Raw genomic sequence first — 25,122 nt, forward strand, 5'->3', positions numbered from 1 at the left:
CCCGGCGCGGTGTGAAAACTAGTTGAGAACGCCCCCTGTCAATCAGTCCGGAATTTCTTCGGGAACTGGCCTAGGAGCAGGGGCGGTGAGCGAGGTGATCTTGATCAGCATGCCGAGGTGGCCGTTGTCCAGGAAGTTCAGCTGGCCGTTCTTGGTGTGGCTTTCTTGTTTGAGGCGCTCACTGGCGGTAATCGTGCCATTGGCGTCAATCTGATTGACCCAGAAGTCGGCGCCCACGTCGGTGAAGCGCCCCAGTTTCAGGTTCAACGTGCCCTCTATCGGGAACTGACCGTATTGTTCCTTGCCGTCGCTGATCGCGACTTTGCTCTCTTGTTCGCCGAGGTTTTGCTGCCAGGCCTTGTGCAGCAACACGGTGTATTCGTTGCTGGCGGTCAGTTTTTCCACTTCGCCATTCAGGGTCGGCGTGCGCAGGCTGTCCTTGCTGATGGGTAGGGCGCCGGCGGCCCAGTCTTCCGGTGCGGCTCGGCTGACGATGGCAGGCACGGCGTTTTGCCGGACCAGAATCATTTCAATCTGATACAGATCATCGGCAAACGCCGTGGGTGCGATCAGCGTTAACAGCAGGGGCAATGAGCGAAACAGGCGCATGCGGCGTCCTTCAAGCAGTTTTCGGGATAAGGAGCTCAAGCAGCGCCTCTACAGTATTAAAGCGTTCTTCTGAGCGCTCCATCGGCACCATGAATTTAAACATCGTGGCACCTTCGAATTTATAGCGTTTTGGCTGGCCCTGAATCAGTTTGATCAGTGTCAGCGGGTCGACCGGCGTCTGTGCCGCAAACTCGATGCGGCCACCTTGCGGACCGCCGTCGACTTTCTTGATACCCAGCAATTCGGCCTGCAATTTCAGCGCCGTGATGCGGATCAGGTTCTTGGTCGGTTCCGGCAACAGACCGAAACGGTCGATCATCTCTACTTGCAGATCCTTGAGACCGTCCTCGTCCGTGGCGGACGCGATGCGTTTGTAGAGAATCAATCGCGCGTGAACGTCGGGCAGATAGTCTTCGGGAATCAACGCCGGTACGCGCAGATTGACTTCCGGACCACCGCCCAGCGGCTGATCCAGATTCGGCTGCTCGCCTTTGCGGATCGACTTCACGGCGCGTTCAAGCATTTCCATGTACAGCGTAAAGCCAACCGCCTGGATCTGCCCGCTCTGACCGTCGCCCAACAGCTCGCCGGCGCCACGGATTTCCAGGTCGTTGGTGGCCAGCACGAAGCCTGCGCCGAGATCCTGGGTGTTAGCGATCGCTTCCAGGCGCTTTTCCGCATCCGGGGTGATTTGCTGGCGCGGTGGCGTCAGCAGGTAAGCGTAAGCCTGGTGGTGACTGCGGCCGACACGGCCACGCAACTGGTGCAGTTGCGCCAGGCCGAACTTGTCGGCACGCTCGATGATGATGGTGTTGGCGCTCGGTACGTCGATGCCGGTCTCGATGATGGTCGAGGCGATCAGCACGTTGAAGCGCTTGTGATAGAAGTCGCTCATCACCTGTTCGAGTTCGCGTTCGCGCATCTGCCCATGGCCGATACCGATCCGTGCTTCCGGCACGAGTTCGGCGAGGTCGGCGGCGCATTTCTCGATGGTTTTCACGTCGTTATGCAGGTAGTAAACCTGGCCACCACGCAGCAGCTCACGCAGCAGGGCTTCTTTGACCGTGCTCTTGTTCTGCTCCATGACGAACGTTCGCACCGACAGGCGACGCGCCGGCGGGGTGGCGATGATCGACAGGTCACGCATGCCCGACACCGCCATGTTCAGCGTGCGCGGAATTGGCGTGGCAGTCAGGGTAAGAATGTCGACTTCACTGCGCAGGGCCTTGAGCTGTTCCTTCTGACGCACACCAAAACGGTGCTCTTCGTCGATGATTACCAGCCCGAGGTTTTTGATCTTCACGTCATCTTGCAGCAGCTTGTGCGTGCCGATCACGATGTCGATCTTGCCTTCGGCCAGATCCGCAACGGCGGCGTTCACTTCCTTGGTCGACTTGAAGCGGCTCATCACTTCCACGGTCACCGGCCAATCGGCGAAACGGTCGCGGAAGCTGTTGTAATGCTGCTGGGCGAGCAGGGTGGTTGGCACCAGAATCGCTACCTGCCGACCGCCATGCACCGCGATGAAAGCCGCGCGCATCGCCACTTCAGTCTTGCCGAAACCCACGTCGCCGCAGACCAGTCGGTCCATCGGTTTCGGCGCGAGCATGTCGGCGCGTACCGCATCGATGGTGGTTTGCTGGTCCGGGGTTTCTTCGAACGGGAAACCGGCGCTGAACGTCGCGTAGTCGGCTTTCGGGTCTTCGAAGGCATAGCCTTCGCGGGCGGCGCGACGGGCATAGATGTCGAGCAACTCGGCGGCCACATCGCGCACCTGTTCGGCGGCTTTGCGTTTGGCTTTTTGCCAGGTTTCGGAGCCTAGACGGTGCAGCGGGGCCAGGGCGTCGTCGCTGCCGGTGTAACGTGCGATCAGGTGCAGGTTGGCCACCGGCACGTATAGCTTGGCGCCTTCGGCGTATTGCAGCGTGAGGAACTCGGCGGCTTGATCGTCGATTTCCAGCGTTGCCAACCCGAGGTAGCGACCGACGCCGTGATCGATGTGCACCACCGGCGCGCCTTCGCGCAGTTCGGTGAGGTTCTTGATGACTGCATCGTTGTTGGCGTCGGCGCGTTTTTCCCGGCGACGGCGTTGCATCACGCGTTGACCGAACAACGGACTTTCAGCCACCAGCGCCAGGGCCGGGTTGTCGAGTACCAGACCTTCGTCGAGCGGAGCAATGGTGATCGCCAGGCGCTCCTTGCTCGCGACGAAGTCTGGCCAGCTGTCGACGGTTTTCGGTCGCAGCTTCAAGCGTTCGAGCAATTCCAGCAGCACTTCACGACGGCCCGCCGACTCTGCGGTAAACAGCACGCGGCCAGGGAATTCGTCGAGGAAACCGGCCAGCGCCGCCAATGGCTGAGTGGCTTTGGCTTCGATGGCCAGGTTCGGCAGTTCCCGCGCCGGGAAACGTTCGCGGCCGACACCGGTTTCCACGTCCTGTTGGCTGGCCACCACGCGTGGCCAGCTTTTGAGGCGGGCAAAGCAATCCTCCACCGGCAGGAACAACTCGGCCGGCGGCAACAAAGGACGGGACGGGTCGACGCGGCGCTCTTCATAGCGGTTACGCACGTCGTTCCAGAAATTCTCTGCCGCCTGCTCGATGCCCGGCAGGGAAAACACTTGTGTGTCCTGCGGCAGGTAATCGAATAGCGTGGAGGTTTCGTCAAAGAACAGTGGCAGGTAGTACTCGATACCGGCCGGAGTAATCCCGCTGCTCAGATCCTGAAAGATCGGGCAGCGGCGGAAGTCGACATCAAAGCGCTCACGGAAGCGTGCCTTAAAGCGGGTGACCGCGTCTTTCTGCAGCGGGAATTCCCGCGCTGGCAGCAAGCGGACGGTGTCGACTTTATCGATAGAGCGCTGGTTTTCCGGATCGAATGTGCGCAGCGTCTCGATTTCGTCATCGAAAAGGTCGATGCGGAATGGCAGTTTGCTGCCCATCGGGAACAGATCGATCAGCGAGCCGCGCACAGTGAACTCGCCATGCTCATACACCGTGTCGACGTAGCGATAACCACTGGCTTCAAGCCGGGTGCGCATTTGTTCAACGTCGAGCTTCTGGCCAACGTCCAGGACCAGGCTGCTACCCAGCAGGAATTTGGTCGGGGCGAGGCGATGCAGGGCTGTCGTGATCGGCACCACCAGAACGCCATGACTCAGCTCCGGCAGCCTGTAAAGGGCGGCGATGCGCTGGGAAATAATGTCCTGGTGCGGCGAAAACAGATCGTAGGGCAGGGTTTCCCAGTCCGGGAAATGCAATACGGGCAAATCCGGGGCGAAGAAACTCAGCTCCTGTTCCAGCCGTTCGGCACTTTGGCTGTCGGCGGTCAGCAGCAGGGTAAAGCGCTTGGCAGCGCTGGCAGCCTCGGCGATGGCCAGGCTGAGGGCGGCACCGGGCAGGTTGCCCCAGTGCTGTTTACCTGCCGCGGCAGGGAGAAGCGGTAGACGCAGAACGGGCACGGAAGGTTGAGCTCCAAGCGTTGCGACAAAGTCGGTAATTGTAGCGGCCCCGGGTGCCGCCTGTCAGTTGCAGACTGTGTCTATTACGCAGGTTTGGCGAAATGTAGTGGTAAAGACAAAATTCATGGGTTTTTTACTTATAAATGCTGAATATGTAGTGGCAAAACCAACCGGTGTTACGGAGGGTTACGGACAAGGTAGCGTTATCTCCAAAAAATTGACTGCGCTGAAAGCCCCGGTTTTATTGGGCTTTAGCGGAGCGTAATTTTTTTGAACAGGAAATTGTTACGGATCGCACGACAAGCGCGCATTGCTACGGGAAGGAGTCGGCGGCATAATGTAGCCCCTTTTTTCTGCCCCTACATGTGGAAGGTTCCCGTGACTCAGAAGCCCGACCAGTGTCTTGGTGAATGGATCGACCGTGAAGCACTCGCAGAAGCGATGATTCCGCTTATCGGTCAGCTCTACCGCAATAACAACGTGGTGAGCTCGATCTATGGCCGCAGCCTGATCAACCGTTCAGTCATTGCGATTCTCAAAGCTCACCGCTTTGCTCGTCATCGTCAGTCCGATGACACTGAATTGTCCGTCCACGAAACATTCCCGCTGCTCAAAGCGATGAGCGAGCTCAAGCTCGGCGCCGCTTCGGTAGACCTGGGCAAGCTTGCGGTCAAGTTCAAGGCCGAAGGCAAAGGTCGTACCGCCGAGCAGTTCGTCCGTGAAGAACTGGCTGATGTGGTTGGTCAGCAGAACGTTGCCGCTCGCAAAGGCACCGACGTTGTCCTGTACGGCTTCGGTCGTATCGGCCGTCTGCTGGCGCGCATCCTGATCGAGAAAACCGGTGGTGGCGACGGTCTGCGTCTGCGCGCCATCGTCGTCCGCAAGGGCGCCGAGAACGATCTGGTCAAGCGTGCAAGCCTGCTGCGTCGTGACTCGGTTCACGGTCCGTTCGATGGCACCATCACCATTGATGAAGCCAACAGCACCATCACCGCCAACGGCAACCTGATCCAGGTTATCTACGCGAAAAACCCGACTGAGGTGGATTACACCCAGTACGGCATCAAAGACGCGCTGCTGGTGGACAACACCGGTGTATGGCGTGACGCCGATGGCCTGGGTCAACACCTGGCTTGCCCGGGTATCGACCGCGTTGTTCTGACCGCGCCGGGTAAAGGCAAGCTGAAGAACATCGTTCACGGCATCAACCACGGTGAAATCACCGCTGACGACAAGATCGTTTCCGCCGCTTCCTGCACCACCAACGCCATCGTGCCGGTGCTGAAAGCTGTGAACGACAAGTTCGGCATCATCAATGGTCACGTTGAAACCGTTCACTCGTACACCAACGACCAGAACCTGATCGACAACTTCCACAAAGGCGATCGCCGTGGCCGTAGCGCCGCGTTGAACATGGTGATCACCGAGACCGGTGCTGCCACTGCTGCTGCCAAGGCACTGCCTGAGCTGGCCGGCAAGTTGACCGGTAACGCGATCCGCGTTCCGACGCCTAACGTGTCGATGGCCATTCTCAACCTGAACCTTGAGAAAGCCGCCACCCGCGAAGAGATGAACGAGTACCTGCGCTACATGGCGCTGCACTCCGATCTGCATAAGCAAATCGACTACGTCAACTCGCAGGAAGTGGTTTCCACGGACTTCGTTGGCTCGCGGCACGCAGGCGTTGTGGATGCTGAAGCGACCATCAGCCAAGACAACCGCGTTGTTCTGTACGTTTGGTACGACAACGAATTCGGTTACAGCTGCCAGGTGGTACGCGTGATGGAAGACATGGCCGGTGTAAACCCGCCAGCTTTCCCGCGCTAAGCGTTAGTAGCTACACATGAAAACGCCCCGACTCAGGTCGGGGCGTTTTTTTTTGTGCGGTGATCGTTCCCATGCTCTGCGTGGGAATGCCTCAATGGACGCTCCGCGTCCGCTCTTCGGCAAGGACGCGGAGCGTCCTGGGCTGCATTCCCACGCGGAGCGAGGGAACGATCTTGTCGGCGTGCTCCCACAGTTGTGTCGCATAATGGCTGGCTTCAGTGGTGTGTCAGGAGGGCTTCGATTGTTGAAATGGCGACAGTGCGGTCTTTTAAGTCTGATTATCATGTTGTCAGGCTGCGGCAACAGCGACTCCCTGGAGAGCTTCGGCGGTCCCACCATGGGCAGTACTTATTCGATCAAATATGTTCGCCGCGCAGGTCTTCCCGCCTCCAAAGATGTCCAGATCGAGGTTGAGAAAATCCTCGCCGACGTCGATAAACAAATGTCGACTTATCGCAGCGACTCGGACATCGAGCGCTTCAATGATCTTCCCGCCAATCGCTGTCAGAAAATGCCCGAACCCGTCCTCGGATTGATCCGCGTCGGCGAACAACTGTCTGAACAAAGTGACGGCTCCTACGACCTGACAGTAGAACCTCTGCTCAACCTGTGGGGGTTCGGCCCACAGGCGCGCGAGGAAAAAATCCCGGCCGCCCAAACATTGGCCGAAGTGCGGCAGCGAGTGGGTTACCGGCATCTGCGCATCGACCTCGATCAGTTGTGCAAGGATGCCGCCGTCGAAGTCGACTTCAACAGCATCGCTGCAGGTTATGCAGTCGACACCATTGCCGCAAAACTCGACGCCATGGGCATCCACAATTACCTCGCCGAAGCCACGGGTGAGCTCAAGGCCGCCGGCAAAAAACTCGACGGTTCACCTTGGCGTATTGCCCTCCAAGAACCTCGGGATGATCAGCAGATTGCGCAAAAGGTTATCGCTGTCGATGGTTATGGCGTGTCCACCTCCGGCGACTATCGCAACTATTTTCAGCAGGACGGAAAGCGATATTCCCACACCTTCGATGCCCGCACCGGTGCACCGGTCCTGCACACCCTGGCGTCAGTCACGGTGATTCATCCTTCAGCGCTGATGGCCGATGGACTATCGACACTGTTGCTGATTCTCGGCCCTGAACGGGGGTGGGACTATGCCCAGACACATGACATCGGTGCATTCTTTGTGATTCGTGCCGATACAGGTTTTGTCACACGAACCAATCAGGCTTTTGAGCGGCTTAGCGGCGCAAAAAACTGACTGAGGACAATACGAAAGCTGGCGTTGTAGTGCAGGCAAAACTAGCCTACGACGCGACCAAGGGTTAATGTGCGCGGCGTTGACGCTTCTATAGACTGTGTCCGGGTTCTGCACTGGCCCCAAATTGTTCCTTCACGCCACAGATCGGCGTGATTTAGCCGCAGGGTGCCGATGGCGCCGCGGCCTGTTCTGAGGAGTACGCATGGCTGTCTACAACTACGACGTGGTGGTGCTGGGTTCCGGCCCGGCGGGAGAAGGCGCGGCAATGAACGCCGCCAAAGCAGGGCGCAAGGTGGCGATGGTCGATAGCCGTCGCCAGGTCGGCGGCAACTGCACCCACTTGGGTACCATCCCGTCAAAGGCACTGCGTCACTCCGTCCGGCAGATCATGCAGTTCAACACCAACCCGATGTTCCGGGCCATTGGTGAGCCGCGCTGGTTCTCGTTCCCGGACGTACTGAAAAGCGCCGAAAAAGTCATTTCCAAACAAGTCGCTTCGCGCACCGGCTACTACGCCCGTAACCGCGTCGATGTGTTCTTCGGCACTGGCAGCTTCGCCGACGAGCAAACCATCGAAGTGGTCTGCGCTAACGGTGTCGTTGAAAAGCTTGTCGCCAAGCACATCATCATCGCCACCGGCTCGCGTCCTTATCGCCCGGCGGACATCGATTTCCACCATCCGCGTATCTACGATAGCGACACCATCCTCAGCCTCGGCCACACCCCGCGCAAACTCATCGTTTACGGCGCAGGTGTGATCGGTTGCGAGTACGCCTCGATCTTCAGCGGTCTGGGTGTGCTGGTTGAACTGGTGGATAACCGCGGTCAGTTGCTGAGCTTCCTCGACTCGGAAATTTCCCAGGCGTTGAGCTACCACTTCAGCAACAACAACATCACGGTTCGCCACAACGAAGACTACGACCGCGTCGAAGGCGTGGACAACGGTGTGGTCCTGCACCTCAAGTCCGGCAAGAAGATCAAGGCCGACGCCTTGCTCTGGTGCAACGGCCGTACCGGCAATACCGACCAGTTGGGTCTGGAAAACATCGGCGTGAAGGTCAACAGCCGTGGTCAGATCGAAGTGGACGAAGCCTACCGTACCTGCGTACCGAATATTTACGGCGCCGGCGACGTGATTGGCTGGCCGAGCCTGGCGAGTGCTGCGCATGACCAGGGTCGTTCCGCCGCTGGCAGCATCATCGAAAACGGTAGCTGGCGTTTTGTGAATGATGTTCCGACCGGCATCTACACCATTCCGGAGATCAGCTCGATCGGCAAGAACGAGCAGGAACTGACTCAGGCCAAGGTGCCGTACGAAGTGGGCAAGGCGTTCTTCAAAGGCATGGCGCGCGCGCAGATTGCCGGCGAGCCGCAAGGCATGCTGAAGATCCTCTTCCACCGCGAAACCCTGGAAGTGCTAGGTGTTCATTGCTTCGGTTATCAGGCGTCGGAGATCGTGCACATCGGTCAGGCGATCATGAACCAGCCAGGCGAACTGAACACGTTGAAGTACTTCGTCAACACGACGTTCAACTATCCGACCATGGCCGAAGCCTATCGGGTAGCGGCGTACGATGGCCTCAACCGGCTTTTTTGAGTGGCTCCGGCCGGTGGCCTGAGCCGGCCGGGGAGACCGATTTCAGCAATTCTCGAGCGTGGCGCTGGCCAAACCGGGAAAGTCTGTAATCAGGCTGTCAACGCCGAAGTCGGCGAGTCTGCGCATCAGCGCGGGCTCGTTGACTGTCCACACCGACACATGCAGCCCCTGACGCTGCGCCTTCTGCAGGCGTTCCGGCGTACATAGGGTCCAGTTCAACGCCAGAATCTCACAGCCATAGCTTTGCGCGACCTTCAACGGGTCGAGCCAGGCGTATTCGGCCACCAATCCGCGAGACACGTCCGGCACCAGATCCAGCGCGGCTTTGAGCACTTCGCGTGAACTTGAAGTGATCGTGACCTTGTCGAGCAGGCCGAAACGCTGAGCCATCTCACGGATCGCCAGCACGGTCGTGGCAGCGCGGGTGCGTGAGGCGCTTTTGACTTCCAGTTGCCAGTGATCGAAGTCGCACTTCTCGAACAACGCTTCCAGCGTCGGGATCGGACAGGGTTTGATCCAGCCCGGGCCGCCGTTGCGAGCGTCATACGTCACCAGCTCGGCCGCCGTATGCTCGACAACCTTGCCGCGCCGGTCAGTGGTGCGCTTGAGTGTCGGGTCGTGGATGACCATCAACTCGTTGTCCATGGACAGGTGCAGGTCCAGCTCGCAACGGCGAACGCCGTGCTTGAGGCATTGCTGAAAGCTGGTCAGGGTGTTTTCCGGTGCTTCGCCCTTGGCGCCGCGATGGCCGTAGATGAGGGTCACGGTTCTTCCTTAATTTAAATGCCTGATTCGTTTTCACGGGCCAGTCGTCGTTCCTGGGCCTGCTTCTGCAAAATGTAGCGGGCCAGCAACTGCCGCTGGGCATCGGTCGGGCGTTCGAACTCGGTGCCGACATCAAAGCTGCCCGCCTTGCGGTCGCAATGGATGACGCGGGCTCGCAGCAACAGGCCGAGGGCTTGCGGCATCAACACCAGTTTGACCGACAGGTGCGCGCCCACGGCGATGGGCGTCGGATGCCGGAATTCGATACCGCCTTCGGAAATGACTACCGGCTGCGGCTCGCCGATCTGTCCGAGCACGGTGATTGCGATCACCTGGCTCAGTAAATCGATGCGTTTGTTCTGGGATTTCAGGAACGCCGCGAGGTTGCGGTCGCGCTCACTGATCTGGCGTAACAGGTGTTGCGACTCGAATTCGCTCAGGTGCAGCTCGCTGAGCAAATTGAATAGTGGAGAAGCATCCTGCAACACTTCCTGGCCTGCGGCCTCGGGAGCGGACAGGGTCCGAATTTCCAGTGCGATCGTGTCCTCGATACGGTAGTATTCGCGGCGATCTTCTTCATCTAATGTCGACATGGCGAACCCATGGTAGCGGCGGTGGTCTGAGTGTAAAGCTGGATATCGACCCCCGCCACAAGGACGTTCCTTTTCCCTCCGAACAAGCCCCGACATGTTCAGACCTCTCTTCGTATTTATAGGCACGCGTTATACCCGTGCAAAGCGTCGCAATCATTTTGTGTCGTTCATTTCCCTGACTTCAATGATCGGACTCGCCCTCGGCGTGGTAGTGATGATTGTCGTGCTGTCGGTCATGAACGGCTTCGATCATGAGATGCGCACCCGTGTGCTGGGCATGGTGCCTCACGCGACCATCGAGTCCGGTGAGCCGATCAGCGACTGGCAAAGCCTGGCCACCAAGGTCAAGAAAAACCCGCAAGTGACAGCCGTGGCGCCGTTCACTCAGATGCAGGGTTTGCTGACCAACAACGGCAAAGTCTCCAAAGTCCTGCTCAATGCCATCGATCCTGCGCTGGAGCGCAACGTCTCGATCATTGATCACTTCATGCAGCAGGGCAAACTCGACGATCTGGTCCCGGGTGAATTTGGCATCGTCATCGGCGACAAGGCTGCGGCCAAGCTCGGCGCCACCATCGGCGACAAGCTGACGTTCGTCGCGCCGGAGGTTACCGTGACCCCGGCCGGCATGTTCCCGCGCATGAAACGCTTTACCGTGGTCGGCATCTTCCATGTCGGCGCCGGTGAGCTGGATGGTTATCTGGGCATCACCAACTTGCAGGATCTGGCCCGGCTGCACCGCTGGAAACCGGATCAGGTGCAGGGCATTCGCCTGAAGTTCGACGACCTGTTCCAGGCCCCGCGCACTGCATGGAGCATCGCCCAGCAACTCGGTGAAGACCATTTCTACGCCCGCGACTGGACGCGCACCCACGGCAATCTGTATCAGGCCATCCGCATGGAAAAAGCCATGATCGGGCTGCTGTTGCTGCTGATCGTTGCCGTTGCCGCGTTCAACATCATTTCCACACTGGTAATGGTGGTGAACGACAAGAAGGGCGACATCGCGATATTGCGCACATTGGGCGCCACACCGCGCACGATCATGGCGATCTTCATGGTGCAGGGCACCGTCATCGGGGTGGTCGGGACGCTGATCGGTGCCGCGGTCGGGATCTTCGCCGCGTTGAACGTCAGCGCCGCGATCTCGGCCCTCGAAGGCCTGATCGGCCATAAATTCCTCAACGCCGACGTGTACTTCATCGATTACCTGCCGTCGCAAGTGCAGAGCCAGGACGTCTTGATGGTCTGCGGCGCCGCGTTGATCCTGAGTTTCCTCGCCACCCTGTATCCAGCCTGGCGTGCCGCGCGCACCCAGCCTGCGGAGGCGCTACGTTATGAGTGAGTCGGGCATGAGTGATAAAGCAATCTTGAGCTGCCGCAACCTGGGTAAGTCCTACGAGGAAGGCCCGGAGTCGGTAGAAGTCTTGGCCGGTCTGCAGCTGGAGTTGCACCCGGGCGAGCGCGTGGCGATTGTCGGCAAGTCGGGTTCTGGCAAAAGCACCTTGCTTAATATGCTGGGCGGGCTTGATACGCCGACCAAGGGCAGCGTCTGGCTCGACGGTGAAGAGCTGTCGGCATTGAGCGAAAAGAATCGCGGTCTGCTGCGTAACCGCGCCCTCGGGTTTGTGTACCAGTTCCACCACTTGCTGCCGGAATTCACCGCTTTGGAAAACGTCTGCATGCCGTTGTTGATTGGCAAGACGTCGATCCCGGAGGCGCGTCAGCGTGCCACGGCGTTGCTGGAGCGGGTAGGGTTGGGTCACCGTCTGGAGCATAAACCGGCAGAATTGTCCGGTGGTGAACGCCAGCGCGTGGCTATCGCTCGTGCGCTGGTGAACAATCCAGGCCTGGTGATGCTCGATGAGCCGACCGGCAACCTCGACTCCCACACCGCCCAGGGCATTCAGGATTTGATGCTGGAACTCAGCACGTCGATGCGCACCGCGTTCCTGGTGGTGACCCACGACATGAACCTGGCCCGCCAGATGGATCGCGTCCTGCACTTGCAGGAAGGTTGCCTGACGCCCATCTGAGTGAGCGAAACCCGACGTACCAGACGGTACGTCGGGTCTTTTATTTTTATACGGTGCCCCAGCGAATGTTCAGACCGTTATCGATCTTCATCGGCGCGCGCTATACCCGCGCCAAGCGCCGCAATCGCTTTGTTTCCTTCATCTCGATGACCTCGATGATCGGCCTCGCCCTCGGCGTGCTGGCGATGATTGTGGTGTTGTCGGTCATGAACGGTTTTCAGCGCGAAATGAGCTCGCGCATCCTCGGCATGGTGCCGCACGCCACCATCGTCGGCGTGAACCCGATCGACGATTGGCAGCCCGTTGCCGCCGCTGCGATGAAAAACCCGCAGGTGACAGCGGCCGTACCGTTTACCGAGATGGAAGGCATGCTCTCCTATAAGGGCACGATGCAGCCGATTCAGGTCAGCGGTATCGATCCGGCACAGGAAGGCAAAGTGTCGATCGTTGCCCAGCATATCGTTCAGGGGCGTCTGGATGACTTGAAGCCGGGTGAATTCGGTGTGGTGATCGGCGAGATCACGGCACGTCGTTTTCGTTTGAATGTCGGCGACAAGCTCACCCTGATCGTGCCGGAAATCAGCAGCGCACCGGGCGGGATTACCCCGCGCATGCAGCGCCTGAACGTGGTCGGTGTGTTCAAGGTCGGTGCTGAGCTGGACGGTTCGATGGCATTGATTCACGTTGCCGATGCTGCGCAGATGCAGCACTGGGAACCGAATCAGGTGCAGAGCGTGCGTCTGGCGGTGAAGGATTTGTACGCCGCACCACAAGTGTCGAGCGACATCGCCACGGGTTTGGGCTCCGCGTACAAGGCTGACGACTGGACCCATACCCAGGGCAGTCTGTTCAGCGCGATGAAGATGGAAAAGACCATGATCGGCCTGCTGTTGCTGATGATTGTCGCGGTGGCGGCGTTCAACATCATCGCAACCCTGATCATGGTGGTGAATGACAAGGGCGCGGACATCGCGATCCTGCGCACCATCGGCGCCACGCCGGGGCAGATCATGGCGATCTTCATGGTCCAGGGGACGGTGATCGGGGTTGTCGGGACCTTGATCGGTGGCGTGCTTGGGGTGATTGCGGCGTTGAACGTCAGTGCGCTGGTGGGCTGGATCGAGCGGGTGAGCGGGCAGCACATCTTCAGCTCTGATGTGTATTTCGTCAGCAACCTGCCTTCGGAATTGCAGGGCGCGGATGTGCTGTTGATTTGCTCGGCGGGATTCATCTTGAGCTTCCTTGCCACTGTGTACCCGGCGTGGCGTGCAGCGAAGATCGAACCGGCGCACGCATTGAGGTATTCGTAAGCCCTTACACCGCTATCGCGAGCAGGCTCGCACAGGGTTTGCGATCATTCCCACGCTCTGCGTGGGAATGCCTCAACGGACGCTCCGCGTTCGGCTCTGGATGTGACACGGAGCGTCACGGGCTGCATTCCCACGCAGAGCGTGGGAACGATCAGGTTCGCGGCAACTCAATCACAAACCGAGACCACCCATTCTCTGATTCGCAACGAATCCGCCCGCCATGGGCATGAATGATCGACTGCGTAATCGCCAACCCCAGCCCCGCATGTTCACTGCTGCTTTCCTGACGCGCCGGATCGGCTCGATAAAACCGGTCAAACAATCGCGGCATCAACGCCCCGTCAATTCCATCACCGCTGTTTTCAACCGTCAGACTCAACCCTTTGACCTGATCAACAATCCGTACCCGAACCTCGCCTTCAGCCGGCGTAAATCGCAACGCGTTATCCAGCAGATTGGAAAGCGCCCGCCGCAACATGCTGCGGTCACCCTCAAACCGGGCGTGACCCTCGCGCCTTAGCGTTACCCGAGTGTCTTCTGCCAGTGGCGCAAAAAACTCCAGCAACAGATCCGTTTCCACTGCCAGCTCCAGCGGTTCACGCTTGGGCGTCAGCAAGCCGTGATCTGCCTTGGCCAGGTACAACATGTCATTGACCAGTTGCGCCATCCATTGCAGTTCTTCGAGGTTGCTGTGCAGCGCCTCGCGGTAGTCCTCGATGGGGCGGGGGCGGGTGAGGGTGACCTGCGTGTGGGTCAGCAGGTTCGACAGCGGTGTGCGCAGTTCATGGGCGATGTCAGCTGAGAACGCCGAGAGCCGCTGAAAGGAGTCGTCGAGGCGTCCGAGCATGGCGTTGAAGCTGTGGGCCATTTCCGCGAGTTCGGGCGGCATGTTCTCTTCTGGCAGGCGCGCATTGAGCGATTGCGCCGAAACACCGCTGGCGACCGCGCTCATGCGCCGCAACGGGCGCAACCCGCTGCGCGCCGCCCACGCGCCGAGCAGGGCAGTGGCCAGGGCTGACAACCCGACGGTCAGCCAGATCAGATGCTGCATGCGTTGCAGAAAGTGCTGGTGATGGGTGATGTCCAGCAACAAGGTCAATTGTGGGGAGTCAGGTCTATCAACAAACAATGGCGCGTTCAGCACGCGGTAATCGCTGCCGGCGTCGTTCAGGGTCGATAAACCCGGTTTTTGCGGGAGCCTGTCCGGCAGCTGCGCCGAACTGTCATACCAGCGCTGGCCATCGCTGCCCGTAATGCGCAGCGACAAGTCGGCCTGCCGGCTCAATTCATCCGCGAGTCTGATTTGGCTGTCGCTGGATTGAATGTCATGAAGCGCCCGACGTAAACCCATCAACTTGCCATCCAGCAACTGCTGATCGAGTTCGACAAAGTGCGCTTCGCTGGCGCGGCTGAACAACACCCCGGCGGACAGCGAAACCACCGCGGTACAGGCCGCAAACAGCAGCGCCAGTCGGCTGCTTAACGAAAGGCTCCGCATCAGGCTGAACGCTCTTCAAGGACGTAACCCATGCCGCGCACGGTGTGGATCAGTTTGTTGGGGAATTCATCGTCGATCTTCAGGCGCAAACGACGGATAGCGACTTCGATCACATTGGTGTCGCTATCGAAATTCATGTCCCAGACCTGGGAGGCGATCAGCGATTTGGGCAGGACTTCGCCCTGACGGCGCAGGAGCATTTCCAGCAGGGCGAAGTCCTTGGCGGTCAGGTCGATGCGCTGACCGTTGCGCTCAACACGGCGGCGGATCAAATCCAGGCGCAAATCGGCCAGTTGCAAACTGGTTTCCTGTGGCGAGGTGTTGCCACGACGCAACAGGCTGCGAACCCGGGCCAGCAGTTCGGAGAAGGCGAACGGTTTGACCAGGTAATCGTCGGCACCCAGCTCCAGACCATGAACCCGGTCTTCCACTGCGTCTCGTGCGGTCAGAAAAAGTACCGGCGTGTCGAGACCGGCACCGCGCACCGCTTGCAGGATCTGCCAGCCATCGCGGCCGGGCAGCATCACGTCGAGAATTAACAACGCGTATTCACCGCTCAGCGCCAGTTGTTGCCCGGTGCAACCGTCGGCCACCAGTTCGGCGTTGAAACCGGCCTCGTTCAGGCCCTGACGCAGGTAGTGGCCGGTTTTCGGTTGGTCTTCGACAATCAGCAATTTCATGGGCGACTCTAGGCAAATGGAACGAACGCTTTATACCGTGGGCAGCGTCGATACAGATCAACCTGACAAAGTTGTAATCTGGCTGTCAGGTAGCGGGCAGTCGCAACAGTTTAGAGTTTTCCACAGGCTGAACCTTATCTTGTTGGAGTACGACGATGTTTTTGTGCAAATCATTGCTGCGGGTGGTGTGTTTGTTGGCGGTGAGTTCACCGGTGTGGGCAGCCCCGGCGCATACCTACGACTTCGGCCAACCCGCCGCGGCGGCCAAGGCGACTCGCAGTGTTGAAGTGGTGATGGGCGATATGTCGTTCACTCCCAAGAATATCGAGATCAAGGCCGGTGAGACGGTTCGCTTTGTACTGGTGAATAAAGGCCAGTTGCTGCACGAATTCAACCTGGGGGACGCGGTGAAGCATGCCAAACACCAGCAGGAAATGTTGCAGATGCAGCAGAGCGGCATGCTGACGCCTACAGGCATGAAGGAAATGGACCACGGTTCGATGGCTGGCATGGATCATGGCGCGATGAAGCACGACGACCCGAATAGCATTCTCGTCGAACCGGGCAAAACAGCCGAACTGATCTGGACCTTCACCAAGGCCACCCGCCTGGAATTTGCCTGCAACATCCCTGGCCATTATCAGGCTGGCATGGTCGGCAAGTTGACTGTCAGTCAGTAAGCACTCAATGGCGGACGCAAAGGCTGGTAGAATCCGCTGATTCTTCAGTCAGGTTTCCGCCATGCATCCCGCAGCCGAACACTCGCCGCTGGGCAAATCCAGCGAATACATCGCCACTTACACGCCGTCCTTGCTGTTCCCGATTCCGCGTACCGCGAAATGGGCCGAGCTGGGCCTGACGGCTGAAACCCTGCCGTATAAAGGCGTGGATTTCTGGAACTGTTTCGAGCTGTCGTGGCTGTTGCCATCCGGCAAGCCCGTGGTGGCGATTGGCGAGTTCAGCATCCCGGCGAATTCGCCGAACATCATTGAATCGAAGTCGTTCAAGCTGTACCTGAACTCGCTGAACCAAACACCATTTGCCGACACCACCAGCCTTGAAGCAGCGCTGACGAAGGACCTGTCGGCCGCCGCCGGCAAGCTGGTTGGTGTGCGCATTCGCAGTCTCAAAGACGTTGAAGCCGAAGGCGTCGTGGCGCTGCCGGGCGTATGCATCGATGATCTGGACATCAGCGTCAGCAACTACGAGCATCCGCGCCCGGAACTGCTGCGTTGCGATGAGTCGCGCATTGTCGAAGAGAGCGTGCACAGCCATCTGCTCAAGTCCAACTGTCCGGTGACCAGTCAGCCGGACTGGGGGAGCGTGGCGGTGGAATATCGTGGCGCGGCACTGGATCATGCAAGTTTGCTGGAATACATCGTGAGCTTCCGACAGCACTCGGACTTCCATGAACAGTGTGTGGAGCGGATCTTCCTCGACCTGCAGCGGTTGTTGAAGCCGGAGAAATTGACGGTGTATGCGCGTTATGTGCGCCGTGGCGGGTTGGATATCAACCCGTATCGCAGTACCGAGACGGTTCAACTGCCGAACCACCGCCTGGTCCGTCAATAAAGCCCCTCTGTGGGAGTGAGCCTGCTCGCGATAACGGTAGCTCATTCAAAATAGATTTCGCCTGACACTCAGCCATCGCGAGCAGGCTCGCTCCCACAGGGAGACGGTGTTGCAAGACGCAGGCATGAAAAAGCCCCGCTAGCGATAGCGGGGCTTTTTTGCATCTGACAGGTTCAGATTCCGATATTGCCCAGGGTTTGAGCGATGTTGCGCAAGGTGCCGGCAATGACGGGGTGGTCGAGTTCAAAGCGTTCGACGGCCAGGTTGACGCCGTCAGCCAGGCTGGAATCCTTGGTTTTGGTTTCCAGTTCAATTTCCAGCTCGATCTGTTGCATCAGCGCGTGCAGATCCTCGCGCTCGGCTTCGGTAAGCGGGGGGTTCTGTTCCAATTGCTCGCGCAGAGTATCGAGTTGTTTTTGCAGTTCGCGGGCAGGCATGGCGTTCTTCCTTTTATCGATAGGCACTGGCATAGACCGCAGCCTCGCGCCAAAGGTCTATGGCTGACCTTTAGATTAATCCACTTGCGCACAACCTGCATGATCTCGGTCAGGGCTTTTCGCCCTTGAGTCGGCGCAGGCTGATATCGGCCAGACAGGTATCGAGTTCACCCAGATGATCGATCACCGAGTGCACGCCCAATTTGAATAACTGCATCGTCGCCTTGCCGCGTAAATGCTCGCGTTCTTTTTGGCTCAGTGCGTGCCATTCGATGGGGGCGAGGCCGCAGAGCGAGCCGCAGGACGCCAGCCCGATCGTCCACAACCCGGCATTCAGGCCTGATTGCAGCAACCGTGGTTCGCCGCTGACCAGTACGCAGCCATCCAGACGTTCTACATTCATCGCCATCAAGGCTTGCCAACAGGCGTTCGGTGTGGGCCATGGTTTGATTGTTGCGGGGTGTTGCGAAGAACTGATCCAGGACGGCAGGGTTGCGGCCAGTGAATGGCTGAGGGCAGCGGGTAGCTCGTCGAGCCAGGCGCAAGGGATTTGCTGGCGCTGCAAACTGCGCAGGCTGTCCAGCGCACCGGGGGTGGCCTCGGCGTGCTCCGCAGAATAAACCCCGTATTGGCGAGTCCGGGCGCCGAAATCTACCAGACAACCGCTGAGGCCGAACAAGACGGCAGTCAAGCCGGGTGCTGCAATGGGCAAGGTTTCAGCGTTTGGCATATCAACGTCCCTGAAATAGTGACAAGGTTATGCGGCGTCAGTGACAGTTGAGTGACATTGATGTGAAGCGCTCCCAATGAACATGATTCATCTGTAGGCGAATGCGCGCGATGCTGCCTAAACCGGCTTTTCCGTCTTATACTCACCAGCTTAACGCCCGGGCCAAGTGCCCGCGCCAGTAATAGTCCAGGGGGTTTTTCTATGCGCTTGAGCAAACATTTCGCTCAGCTTTGTGTGTGTGCCGGCGTGTTGCTGGTTCCGTTTGTGGCCCAGGCTGCTCCGGAAGATGACCCTTGGGAAAGCGTTAACCGTCCGATCTTCAAGTTCAACGATGTGATCGACACCTATGCCCTCAAGCCTGTTGCTCAGGGCTATCAGTTCATAACGCCGCAGTTTCTGGAAGACGGCATTCACAACATGTTCCGCAACGTCGGTGATGTCACCAACCTGGTGAACGACATTCTGCAGGTCAAACCGGTTGCGGCGGGCACCGACACAGCGCGCATCATCTTCAACACCACGTTCGGTCTGCTGGGCTTTTTCGACGTAGGCACCAAGATGGGCCTGCATCGCAACGACGAAGATTTCGGGCAAACCCTCGGCTATTGGGGTGTCGGTAGCGGTCCTTACGTGGTGCTGCCATTGCTGGGGCCTAGCACCGTGCGTGATGCGCCTTCCAAGCTCGTCGACAGCTACACCGGTCCGTACCCGTACATCGACGACGTGTCGGTGCGTAACACGGTCTTCGGCCTGAACATCGTCGACACGCGCGCCAGCTTGCTGTCGAGCGAAAAACTGATCACCGGGGACAAGTACATCTTTATTCGTAATGCGTACTTGCAGAACCGCGAATTCAAAGTCAAAGACGGCCAGGTCGAAGACGATTTTTAATCTCGATCGCTAATGCGAAGAAGGCGGCCATTGGGCCGCCTTCTTTCGTTTGGATCCGGCCTATGCGCACCACCTCGGCATCGACTCGCATGCCGATGAAAGCGCGCTTTTCGCTGCAGTCCTGTCCGGTTTGGCTCATGGGCTCAACCTTACATTGGGTTACGGAATTGTCTGTTCTTATAACTCCCGGTGATTTGACAAATAAAGACGTCAAGCGACCATCGGCGTGAGCTTGAAACGCCCCGCGGATGGGAGTACCGTCTGCGCCTTAGAAGGGCACCTCTGGTGGACGTGTGAGTAGGGCAAGCGCTCGAAAACGGTGCGACAGAGTGGCTAGAAAGCGAATCCAGTAGTGTGAGCCGGGCTAAATCCCGTGCCTGCTACGCCAACCTAATTCTGGCGCCGTTTGCCCACATGCCAAAAACCAGTGCCACGCTGCTGATAATCGATGATGACGAAGTAGTGCGCGCGAGTCTCGCGGCCTATTTGGAAGACAGTGGTTTCAGTGTCCTGCAGGCCAGCAATGGCCAGCAGGGTCTTCAGGTATTCGAGCAAGACAAGCCCGACCTGGTCATCTGCGATCTGCGCATGCCGCAGATGGGCGGACTCGAACTTATCCGCCAGGTCACTGAGCGGTCTCCGCAAACCCCTGTGATTGTGGTCTCGGGTGCCGGCGTGATGAACGACGCGGTCGAGGCGTTGCGCCTGGGCGCAGCGGATTACCTGATCAAGCCTCTCGAAGATCTGGCTGTGCTCGAGCATTCTGTGCGCCGAGCCCTGGATCGCGCGCGTCTGCTGCTGGAAAACCAGCGCTACCGCGAGAAGCTGGAAAAGGCCAACCGTGAACTCGCCGCCAGCCTGAACCTGCTCCAGGAAGACCAGAACGCCGGTCGGCAAGTGCAGATGAACATGCTGCCGGTCAGTCCCTGGACCATCGACGAGTTCCAGTTTGCGCACCAGATCATCCCATCGCTGTACCTGTCGGGTGATTTTGTTGACTATTTTCGGGTCGACGAGCGTCGGGTAGCGTTCTACCTGGCAGACGTTTCCGGGCATGGCGCCTCTTCAGCCTTCGTTACCGTACTGCTGAAGTTCATGACCACGCGCTTGCTGTTTGAATCCAAGCGCAGCGGCACATTGCCGGAATTCAAGCCTTCAGAGGTCCTTGGTCATATCAACCGAGGCCTGATCAGTTGTAAGCTGGGTAAACACGTCACAATGGTCGGTGGAGTCATCGACGAGGAGACAGGTTTGTTGACCTATAGCATCGGTGGTCATTTGCCGTTGCCTGTGTTGTACACGCCAGACAGTGTTCGTTATCTGGAAGGGCGTGGTCTGCCGGTGGGCCTCTTCAATGAAGCCACCTACGAAGACCACGTACTGGAGCTGCCGCCAACGTTCAGCCTGACGCTGATGTCTGATGGCATTCTGGACCTTTTGCCAGAACCCACACTCAAAGAAAAAGAAGCGGCGTTGCCCCAACGGGTCAAGGCTGCGGGCGGCACCCTGGATGGGCTGCGGCAGGTTTTTGGATTGGCCACGCTTGGGGAGATGCCGGATGATATCGCCCTGTTGGTGTTGAGCAGGAATCTTTAATGAGTACCGGTAGAATCCAGTTCGCCGAGCAGGATGGCACTTTCGTCCTGAAATTCGTCGGTGAAGTTCGCCTGACCCTGTGTTCGGCGTTGGATGCGACTATTGATCGTATCTTCACCGCTTTGAACTTCAACGCGATCGTGATCGACCTGACCGAAACACGCAGCATCGACAGCACCACCCTTGGTCTGCTGGCCAAATTGTCGATCTTGTCGCGGCAAAAGGTCGGCCTGCTGCCGACTGTCGTCACCACCCACGAAGACATCACCCGTCTGCTGGAGTCCATGGGCTTCGAGCAAGTGTTTAACATCGTTGATCAACCCGTGCCGTGCCCGGAATGCCTGGACGACCTGCCAGACCAGGACCAGTCCGAAGAAGTGGTGCGGATCAAAGTCCTCGAAGCACACAAAATCCTCATGGGGCTGAACGACCACAATCGCGAAGCGTTCCATGATCTGGTGAATGCGCTCGAGCGTCACTGATCAGGCGCGCAGTTAAACCACCAGGCACAAAAAAGGGCGAACCACCAAGGTTCGCCCTTTTTGCATCACCTGGTGCTAGATCACAGCTTGTCCTGCAACAACGCCTCAAGTTTCTCCTGATCCCGAGCGAACTGTCGAATACCCTCAGCCAGTTTCTCAGTCGCCATCGCATCCTCGTTGGACAGCCAACGGAACTGCGCTTCATTCAAGCTCAGGCGCGCTTCACCTGCATGCCCAGGCGTCAGCTTGCGCTCCAGCTTGCCCGTATCCGCCGCCAGTTTCTCCAGCAGGTCCGGGCTGATGGTCAGGCGATCACAACCGGCCAACTGCTCGATCTGACTAAGGTTGCGGAAGCTTGCGCCCATCACCACAGTCTTGTAGTCATTGGCCTTGTAGTAGTTGTAAATCCGCGTTACCGACTGCACGCCTGGATCATCCGCGCCTGTGTAGTCGTTACCGTTGGCTTTCTTGTACCAGTCGTAAATCCGGCCTACGAACGGCGAGATCAGGAACACACCGGCATCGGCACACGCTGCCGCCTGAGCAAAGGAGAACAGCAGCGTCAGGTTGGTCTGGATGCCTTCTTTTTCCAATGTCTCTGCGGCGCGGATGCCTTCCCAGGTGGAGGCGATCTTGATCAATACGCGGTCACGGCCGATGCCGGCCTTGTCGTACAGCTCGATCAGACGGTGAGCGCGCTTCAATACGGCATCAGTGTCGAACGACAGGCGCGCATCCACTTCGGTAGAAATACGGCCCGGTACCACTTTCAGAATCTCTTGCCCGACCGCAACGCCGAAACGGTCGCTGGCCAGGCCCACATCGCCTTTGCAGTCATGAACACAGGCGTTCAGCAATTCGGCGTACGCAGGGATGGCCGCGGCTTTGAGCAGCAGGGAAGGGTTGGTCGTAGCGTCCACCGGTTTAACGCGAGCGATTGCTTCGAAGTCGCCAGTATCGGCAACCACGGTGGTCATTTGTTTAAGTTGTTCCAGCTTGGAAGTCATGGGCGTGCTCTGTCCTGTGGGTCTAATGACATTACCCGAGCGCTGACAGCCACTCAAGGGCGCATGTACGTATCGATGGCCCCAGCGGCAACAACCTGAAAACGGCTGTTTGAATGGCGGGGCGCGCTATCGGTAAATACGATGCCAAATCAGCGCACAGGTTCAACCCGGGCGACCGTTAGCGGCCCTCCAACAACTCCGCCGCCTGATCCAGCAACACCAAAGGCTCTTTAGCCTTATGAATATCCACCGACAACAACTGCCGAAACTTGCGCGCCCCCGGGAACCCGGTGCCCAGCCCCAGCACATGCCGGGTGATATGGTGCATCGAACCACCCGCATCGATGTGCGCGGCGATATAAGGCCGCAACTGCGCCAGTGCCTCGGCCCGTGTGATCACCGGTGCCGTGCTGCCGAACAGCTGCTGATCCACCTCAGCCATCACATAAGGATTGTGATACGCCTCCCGACCCAGCATCACACCGTCGAACGTCTGCAAATGCTCGTGACAAGCCTCCAGCGTCTTGATCCCGCCGTTGAGAATAATCTCCAGGTCCGGAAAATCTGTCTTCAACCGTGCCGCCACGTCATAACGCAGGGGCGGAATATCCCGGTTCTCCTTCGGCGACAACCCCTCCAGAATCGCAATCCGCGCATGCACCGTAAAACTCGTACACCCGGCATCCCGAACCGTACCGACGAAATCACACAACTGCTCGTAACTGTCCCGCCCATTAATCCCGATGCGGTGCTTCACTGTCACCGGAATCGACACCGCATCACGCATCGCCTTCACACAATCAGCCACCAACTGCGGATGCCCCATCAGGCAGGCGCCGATCATGTTGTTCTGCACGCGGTCACTCGGGCAGCCGACGTTGAGATTTACCTCGTCGTAGCCGTGGTCTTGGGCCATGCGGGCGCAGGCGGCAAGGTCGAGGGGGACGCTGCCGCCGAGTTGTAGCGCGAGCGGGTGTTCAGCTTCGTTGTGACGGAGGAAACGGTCGTGATCGCCGTTTAGGAGCGCGCCGGTGGTGACCATTTCGGTGTAGAGGAGGGCATTTTTTGACAATAGGCGTAGGAAAAAACGGCAATGTTTATCAGTCCAATCCATCATCGGTGCGACGGAAAAGCGGCGGGAGAGCGGGGCGGGTGTGGCGGTGATTGGGGGCATTAGGGGTCTGGAATCGGTGGGGCGAAAGGTGGGAGTTTATCAGGAATGGGTCTGTTGGGTTGAGGCGAGCCGAATGTCTACGGATCAATTGGGCAGCCAAGTAGGGATATATTGCGCTTTGCTCCCTCACGTCGAATCATCAGCCTGCAAAGCGGTATGTTGAGCGCCTTTTTTTACCTCCAAAAACCTCAGTAGCTGAACCATCGCTGTCGCCTCGCAACGTTTCATGATGCCCGTCGTATCTGCAGCCTAGGATGATGACTCAATCTCGTATCACCGCACTTCAATCCCACAGGGAACTGAAAAATGATCTCGAAACTCATCAAAGTCGTGCTAATCGGTGGTGCGTTGCTGTTGAGCGCCTGTTCGGGTGTGAGCCCCCATAGCGATTACTCGGAAGCCACCCTCCCGTCTGCCGGCTTTGGCCCAGTCCCCACCAACAACCCCAGTAAGATGAGTTTCCATGGCAGTGCGCTCGGCAACAGCTTAGGCGAGTACAGTTCGGGTTTGTTGCACGGCGATTAACGGCGGAAGTGTTTCCGCCGCTTTGCGTTTTGCCTGAAGTGCCTAGTGGTTCGGGGTGGCGACTGCTGCGCAGTCGGACGCAGGCTTCGCCAGTTGCTACATGGGCTATTTAGCCTCGGGCGTCGCTATCCATTGGCTCAGTACTTTTTGATATTTTCCCGTCACCTTGGCCAGGTGCAGCCACTGATCGACATACAATTTCCAGGTGATGTCATCGCGCGGTAGCAGGTACGCCTTTTCTCCATACTGCATAAACTGACTTGGGTTCACCGCACACAAGCCGGGTTTGAGTTTCTGCTGGTACAGCGCTTCCGACGCATCGGTAATCATCACGTCAGCCTTCTTGTCCAGCAGTTCCTGAAAGATGGTCACATTGTCGTGAAGGCTCAGTTGCGCCTTGGGCAGGAAGGCGTGGACAAATGCCTCGTTCGTACCACCCGCCGGTTCAACCAGGCGCACTAAGGGCTGGTTAATTTGATCGACGGTTTGGTACAGCGCCTGATCTTCGCAGCGCACCAGCGGGACCTTGCCATCGACGTCCAGGGTGGTGCTGAAGAAGGCTTTTTTCTGGCGTTCCAGTGTGACCGAAATCCCTCCCATGCCGATGTCGCACTTACCCGCCAGCATGTCGGGCATCAGGGTTTTCCAGGTGGTCTGTACCCATTCAGTCTTGACGCCCAGGCTGTCCGCCAGTGACTGGGCCATGGCGATGTCGATGCCTGAGTATTCACCGTTCTCGGCTTTGTAAGTGTAGGGTTTGTAGTCGCCTGTGGTGCACACGCGAAGTTGGCCTTGCTGAACGACGCTATCCAGATGCGAGGGTTCTGCCTGTACGCCAGACGATAGAACGAGCAAACCACCGAGCATCATTGTGCTTTTTATATTCTTCATTGTTCTCGGACTTTTTGATGGAATCTCATCGGCTAAGCAGTAATGCAGAGCCGTCCAAGAACGGATAATAAACACTAATACGCGTTCGAGGGGTGGAACAATGAAGTGTTGGAGTGCATGCCGTTGTACCCGGCCCGTCAACATGGCGTTGACGGCGAAAGTAATGACCGCAGCCTTATCGAAGACT

The 25,122-nt window shown here is 58.3% G+C and carries 24 protein-coding genes; 12 read left to right on the forward strand and 12 right to left on the reverse strand.

The features are described from left to right. Positions 1-42 precede the first annotated feature (42 nt). Together PMI22_RS23490 and mfd are read right to left on the reverse strand one after the other, a co-directional pair. The gene (locus PMI22_RS23490) at positions 43-609 is read right to left on the reverse strand and encodes a CsiV family protein (RefSeq protein WP_007943656.1); all 567 of its coding nucleotides are present in this window, start codon (positions 607-609) and stop codon (positions 43-45) included. Between the two features lie 10 nt (positions 610-619). After that, complete coding sequence (gene mfd, locus PMI22_RS23485) at positions 620-4,069, reverse strand: transcription-repair coupling factor (RefSeq protein ID WP_007943657.1); 3,450 nt, start codon at positions 4,067-4,069, stop codon at positions 620-622. Positions 4,070-4,432: 363 nt separating this feature from the next. On the opposite strand from mfd, the gene PMI22_RS23480 reads away from it, so the two are divergent. The 3 genes from PMI22_RS23480 (at position 4,433) to sthA (ending at position 8,748) form a co-directional block, all read left to right on the forward strand. Then, complete coding sequence (locus tag PMI22_RS23480) at positions 4,433-5,896, forward strand: glyceraldehyde-3-phosphate dehydrogenase (RefSeq protein ID WP_007943658.1); 1,464 nt, start codon at positions 4,433-4,435, stop codon at positions 5,894-5,896. A 283-nt stretch (positions 5,897-6,179) separates the two neighbouring features. Continuing rightward, positions 6,180-7,151, forward strand: coding sequence for an FAD:protein FMN transferase (locus tag PMI22_RS23475; protein WP_033048884.1), 972 nt, complete (start codon positions 6,180-6,182; stop codon positions 7,149-7,151). Between the two features lie 202 nt (positions 7,152-7,353). Further along, the gene (gene sthA, locus PMI22_RS23470) at positions 7,354-8,748 is read left to right on the forward strand and encodes a Si-specific NAD(P)(+) transhydrogenase (RefSeq protein WP_007943660.1); all 1,395 of its coding nucleotides are present in this window, start codon (positions 7,354-7,356) and stop codon (positions 8,746-8,748) included. A gap of 42 nt (positions 8,749-8,790) precedes the next feature. Here the strand turns inward: sthA and PMI22_RS23465 are convergent, their stop codons facing one another. Together PMI22_RS23465 and PMI22_RS23460 are read right to left on the reverse strand one after the other, a co-directional pair. Next, positions 8,791-9,513 carry a glycerophosphodiester phosphodiesterase gene (locus tag PMI22_RS23465; protein ID WP_007943661.1) on the reverse strand — a complete coding sequence of 241 codons (723 nt, stop codon included), beginning with the start codon at positions 9,511-9,513 and terminating at the stop codon, positions 8,791-8,793. Between the two features lie 14 nt (positions 9,514-9,527). Beyond that, the gene (locus PMI22_RS23460; protein ID WP_033048877.1) at positions 9,528-10,106 is read right to left on the reverse strand and encodes a PilZ domain-containing protein; all 579 of its coding nucleotides are present in this window, start codon (positions 10,104-10,106) and stop codon (positions 9,528-9,530) included. Positions 10,107-10,200: 94 nt separating this feature from the next. Here PMI22_RS23460 and PMI22_RS23455 point away from each other — a divergent pair, with 94 nt between their 5' ends. The 3 genes from PMI22_RS23455 (at position 10,201) to PMI22_RS23445 (ending at position 13,452) form a co-directional block, all read left to right on the forward strand. After that, positions 10,201-11,451, forward strand: a complete 1,251-nt coding sequence (locus tag PMI22_RS23455; RefSeq protein WP_033048879.1) for a lipoprotein-releasing ABC transporter permease subunit — start codon at positions 10,201-10,203, stop codon at positions 11,449-11,451. 7 nt (positions 11,452-11,458) lie between these two features. Then, positions 11,459-12,142 carry a lipoprotein-releasing ABC transporter ATP-binding protein LolD gene (gene lolD, locus PMI22_RS23450; RefSeq protein ID WP_162830870.1) on the forward strand — a complete coding sequence of 228 codons (684 nt, stop codon included), beginning with the start codon at positions 11,459-11,461 and terminating at the stop codon, positions 12,140-12,142. Between the two features lie 65 nt (positions 12,143-12,207). Further along, positions 12,208-13,452, forward strand: coding sequence for a lipoprotein-releasing ABC transporter permease subunit (locus PMI22_RS23445; protein ID WP_007943666.1), 1,245 nt, complete (start codon positions 12,208-12,210; stop codon positions 13,450-13,452). Between the two features lie 151 nt (positions 13,453-13,603). Here PMI22_RS23445 and PMI22_RS23440 read toward each other — a convergent pair whose 3' ends face one another. Then, the gene (locus PMI22_RS23440) at positions 13,604-14,950 is read right to left on the reverse strand and encodes a heavy metal sensor histidine kinase (protein WP_007943668.1); all 1,347 of its coding nucleotides are present in this window, start codon (positions 14,948-14,950) and stop codon (positions 13,604-13,606) included. Continuing rightward, entirely contained in the window at positions 14,950-15,630 is a 681-nt protein-coding gene (locus PMI22_RS23435) for a heavy metal response regulator transcription factor (protein WP_007943669.1), read from the reverse strand. Before PMI22_RS23435 ends, PMI22_RS23440 begins: the two co-directional genes overlap by 1 nt. 155 nt (positions 15,631-15,785) lie before the next feature. Between PMI22_RS23435 and copI the strand changes: the two genes are divergently transcribed. After that, positions 15,786-16,310: a copper-resistant cuproprotein CopI gene (gene copI, locus PMI22_RS23430; protein ID WP_007943671.1), complete on the forward strand. Its 525-nt coding sequence runs from the start codon at positions 15,786-15,788 to the stop codon at positions 16,308-16,310. Positions 16,311-16,371: 61 nt separating this feature from the next. Next, a complete protein-coding gene (queF, locus tag PMI22_RS23425; RefSeq protein WP_007943672.1) occupies positions 16,372-17,202 on the forward strand; it encodes an NADPH-dependent 7-cyano-7-deazaguanine reductase QueF in 831 nt (276 codons plus the stop codon). Positions 17,203-17,375: 173 nt separating this feature from the next. On the opposite strand, the gene PMI22_RS23420 is transcribed toward queF, so the two are convergent. Then, on the reverse strand, positions 17,376-17,639 hold the full coding sequence (locus PMI22_RS23420) for a DUF4404 family protein (protein WP_033048880.1): 264 nt from the start codon (positions 17,637-17,639) through the stop codon (positions 17,376-17,378). A 109-nt stretch (positions 17,640-17,748) separates the two neighbouring features. Continuing rightward, a complete protein-coding gene (locus PMI22_RS23415; RefSeq protein WP_007943676.1) occupies positions 17,749-18,369 on the reverse strand; it encodes a hypothetical protein in 621 nt (206 codons plus the stop codon). A 201-nt stretch (positions 18,370-18,570) separates the two neighbouring features. Between PMI22_RS23415 and PMI22_RS23410 the strand changes: the two genes are divergently transcribed. Next, entirely contained in the window at positions 18,571-19,260 is a 690-nt protein-coding gene (locus PMI22_RS23410) for an MlaA family lipoprotein (RefSeq protein ID WP_007943677.1), read from the forward strand. Here PMI22_RS23410 and PMI22_RS31700 read toward each other — a convergent pair. Beyond that, positions 19,229-19,399, reverse strand: coding sequence for a hypothetical protein (locus PMI22_RS31700; RefSeq protein WP_007943678.1), 171 nt, complete (start codon positions 19,397-19,399; stop codon positions 19,229-19,231). The genes PMI22_RS23410 and PMI22_RS31700 overlap by 32 nt on opposite strands. A 275-nt stretch (positions 19,400-19,674) precedes the next feature. Here PMI22_RS31700 and rssB point away from each other — a divergent pair, with 275 nt between their 5' ends. Beyond that, a complete protein-coding gene (gene rssB / locus PMI22_RS23405; RefSeq protein ID WP_007943679.1) occupies positions 19,675-20,856 on the forward strand; it encodes a two-component system response regulator RssB in 1,182 nt (393 codons plus the stop codon). Next, entirely contained in the window at positions 20,856-21,338 is a 483-nt protein-coding gene (gene rssC / locus PMI22_RS23400; RefSeq protein ID WP_007943680.1) for an anti-sigma factor antagonist RssC, read from the forward strand. Before rssB ends, rssC begins: the two co-directional genes overlap by 1 nt. Before the next feature lie 80 nt (positions 21,339-21,418). Here the strand turns inward: rssC and tal are convergent, their stop codons facing one another. Then, on the reverse strand, positions 21,419-22,345 hold the full coding sequence (gene tal, locus PMI22_RS23395) for a transaldolase (RefSeq protein WP_007943683.1): 927 nt from the start codon (positions 22,343-22,345) through the stop codon (positions 21,419-21,421). Positions 22,346-22,523: 178 nt separating this feature from the next. Then, the gene (gene dusA, locus PMI22_RS23390) at positions 22,524-23,519 is read right to left on the reverse strand and encodes a tRNA dihydrouridine(20/20a) synthase DusA (protein WP_007943684.1); all 996 of its coding nucleotides are present in this window, start codon (positions 23,517-23,519) and stop codon (positions 22,524-22,526) included. Positions 23,520-23,825: 306 nt separating this feature from the next. Here dusA and PMI22_RS23385 point away from each other — a divergent pair, with 306 nt between their 5' ends. Continuing rightward, complete coding sequence (locus PMI22_RS23385) at positions 23,826-24,044, forward strand: hypothetical protein (protein WP_007943685.1); 219 nt, start codon at positions 23,826-23,828, stop codon at positions 24,042-24,044. A 105-nt stretch (positions 24,045-24,149) separates the two neighbouring features. Here the strand turns inward: PMI22_RS23385 and PMI22_RS23380 are convergent, their stop codons facing one another. Then, the gene (locus PMI22_RS23380; RefSeq protein WP_007943687.1) at positions 24,150-24,935 is read right to left on the reverse strand and encodes a transporter substrate-binding domain-containing protein; all 786 of its coding nucleotides are present in this window, start codon (positions 24,933-24,935) and stop codon (positions 24,150-24,152) included. Positions 24,936-25,122: the final 187 nt, after the last annotated feature.

The organism is Pseudomonas sp. GM21, assembly GCF_000282215.1.
GTDB lineage: Bacteria > Pseudomonadota > Gammaproteobacteria > Pseudomonadales > Pseudomonadaceae > Aquipseudomonas.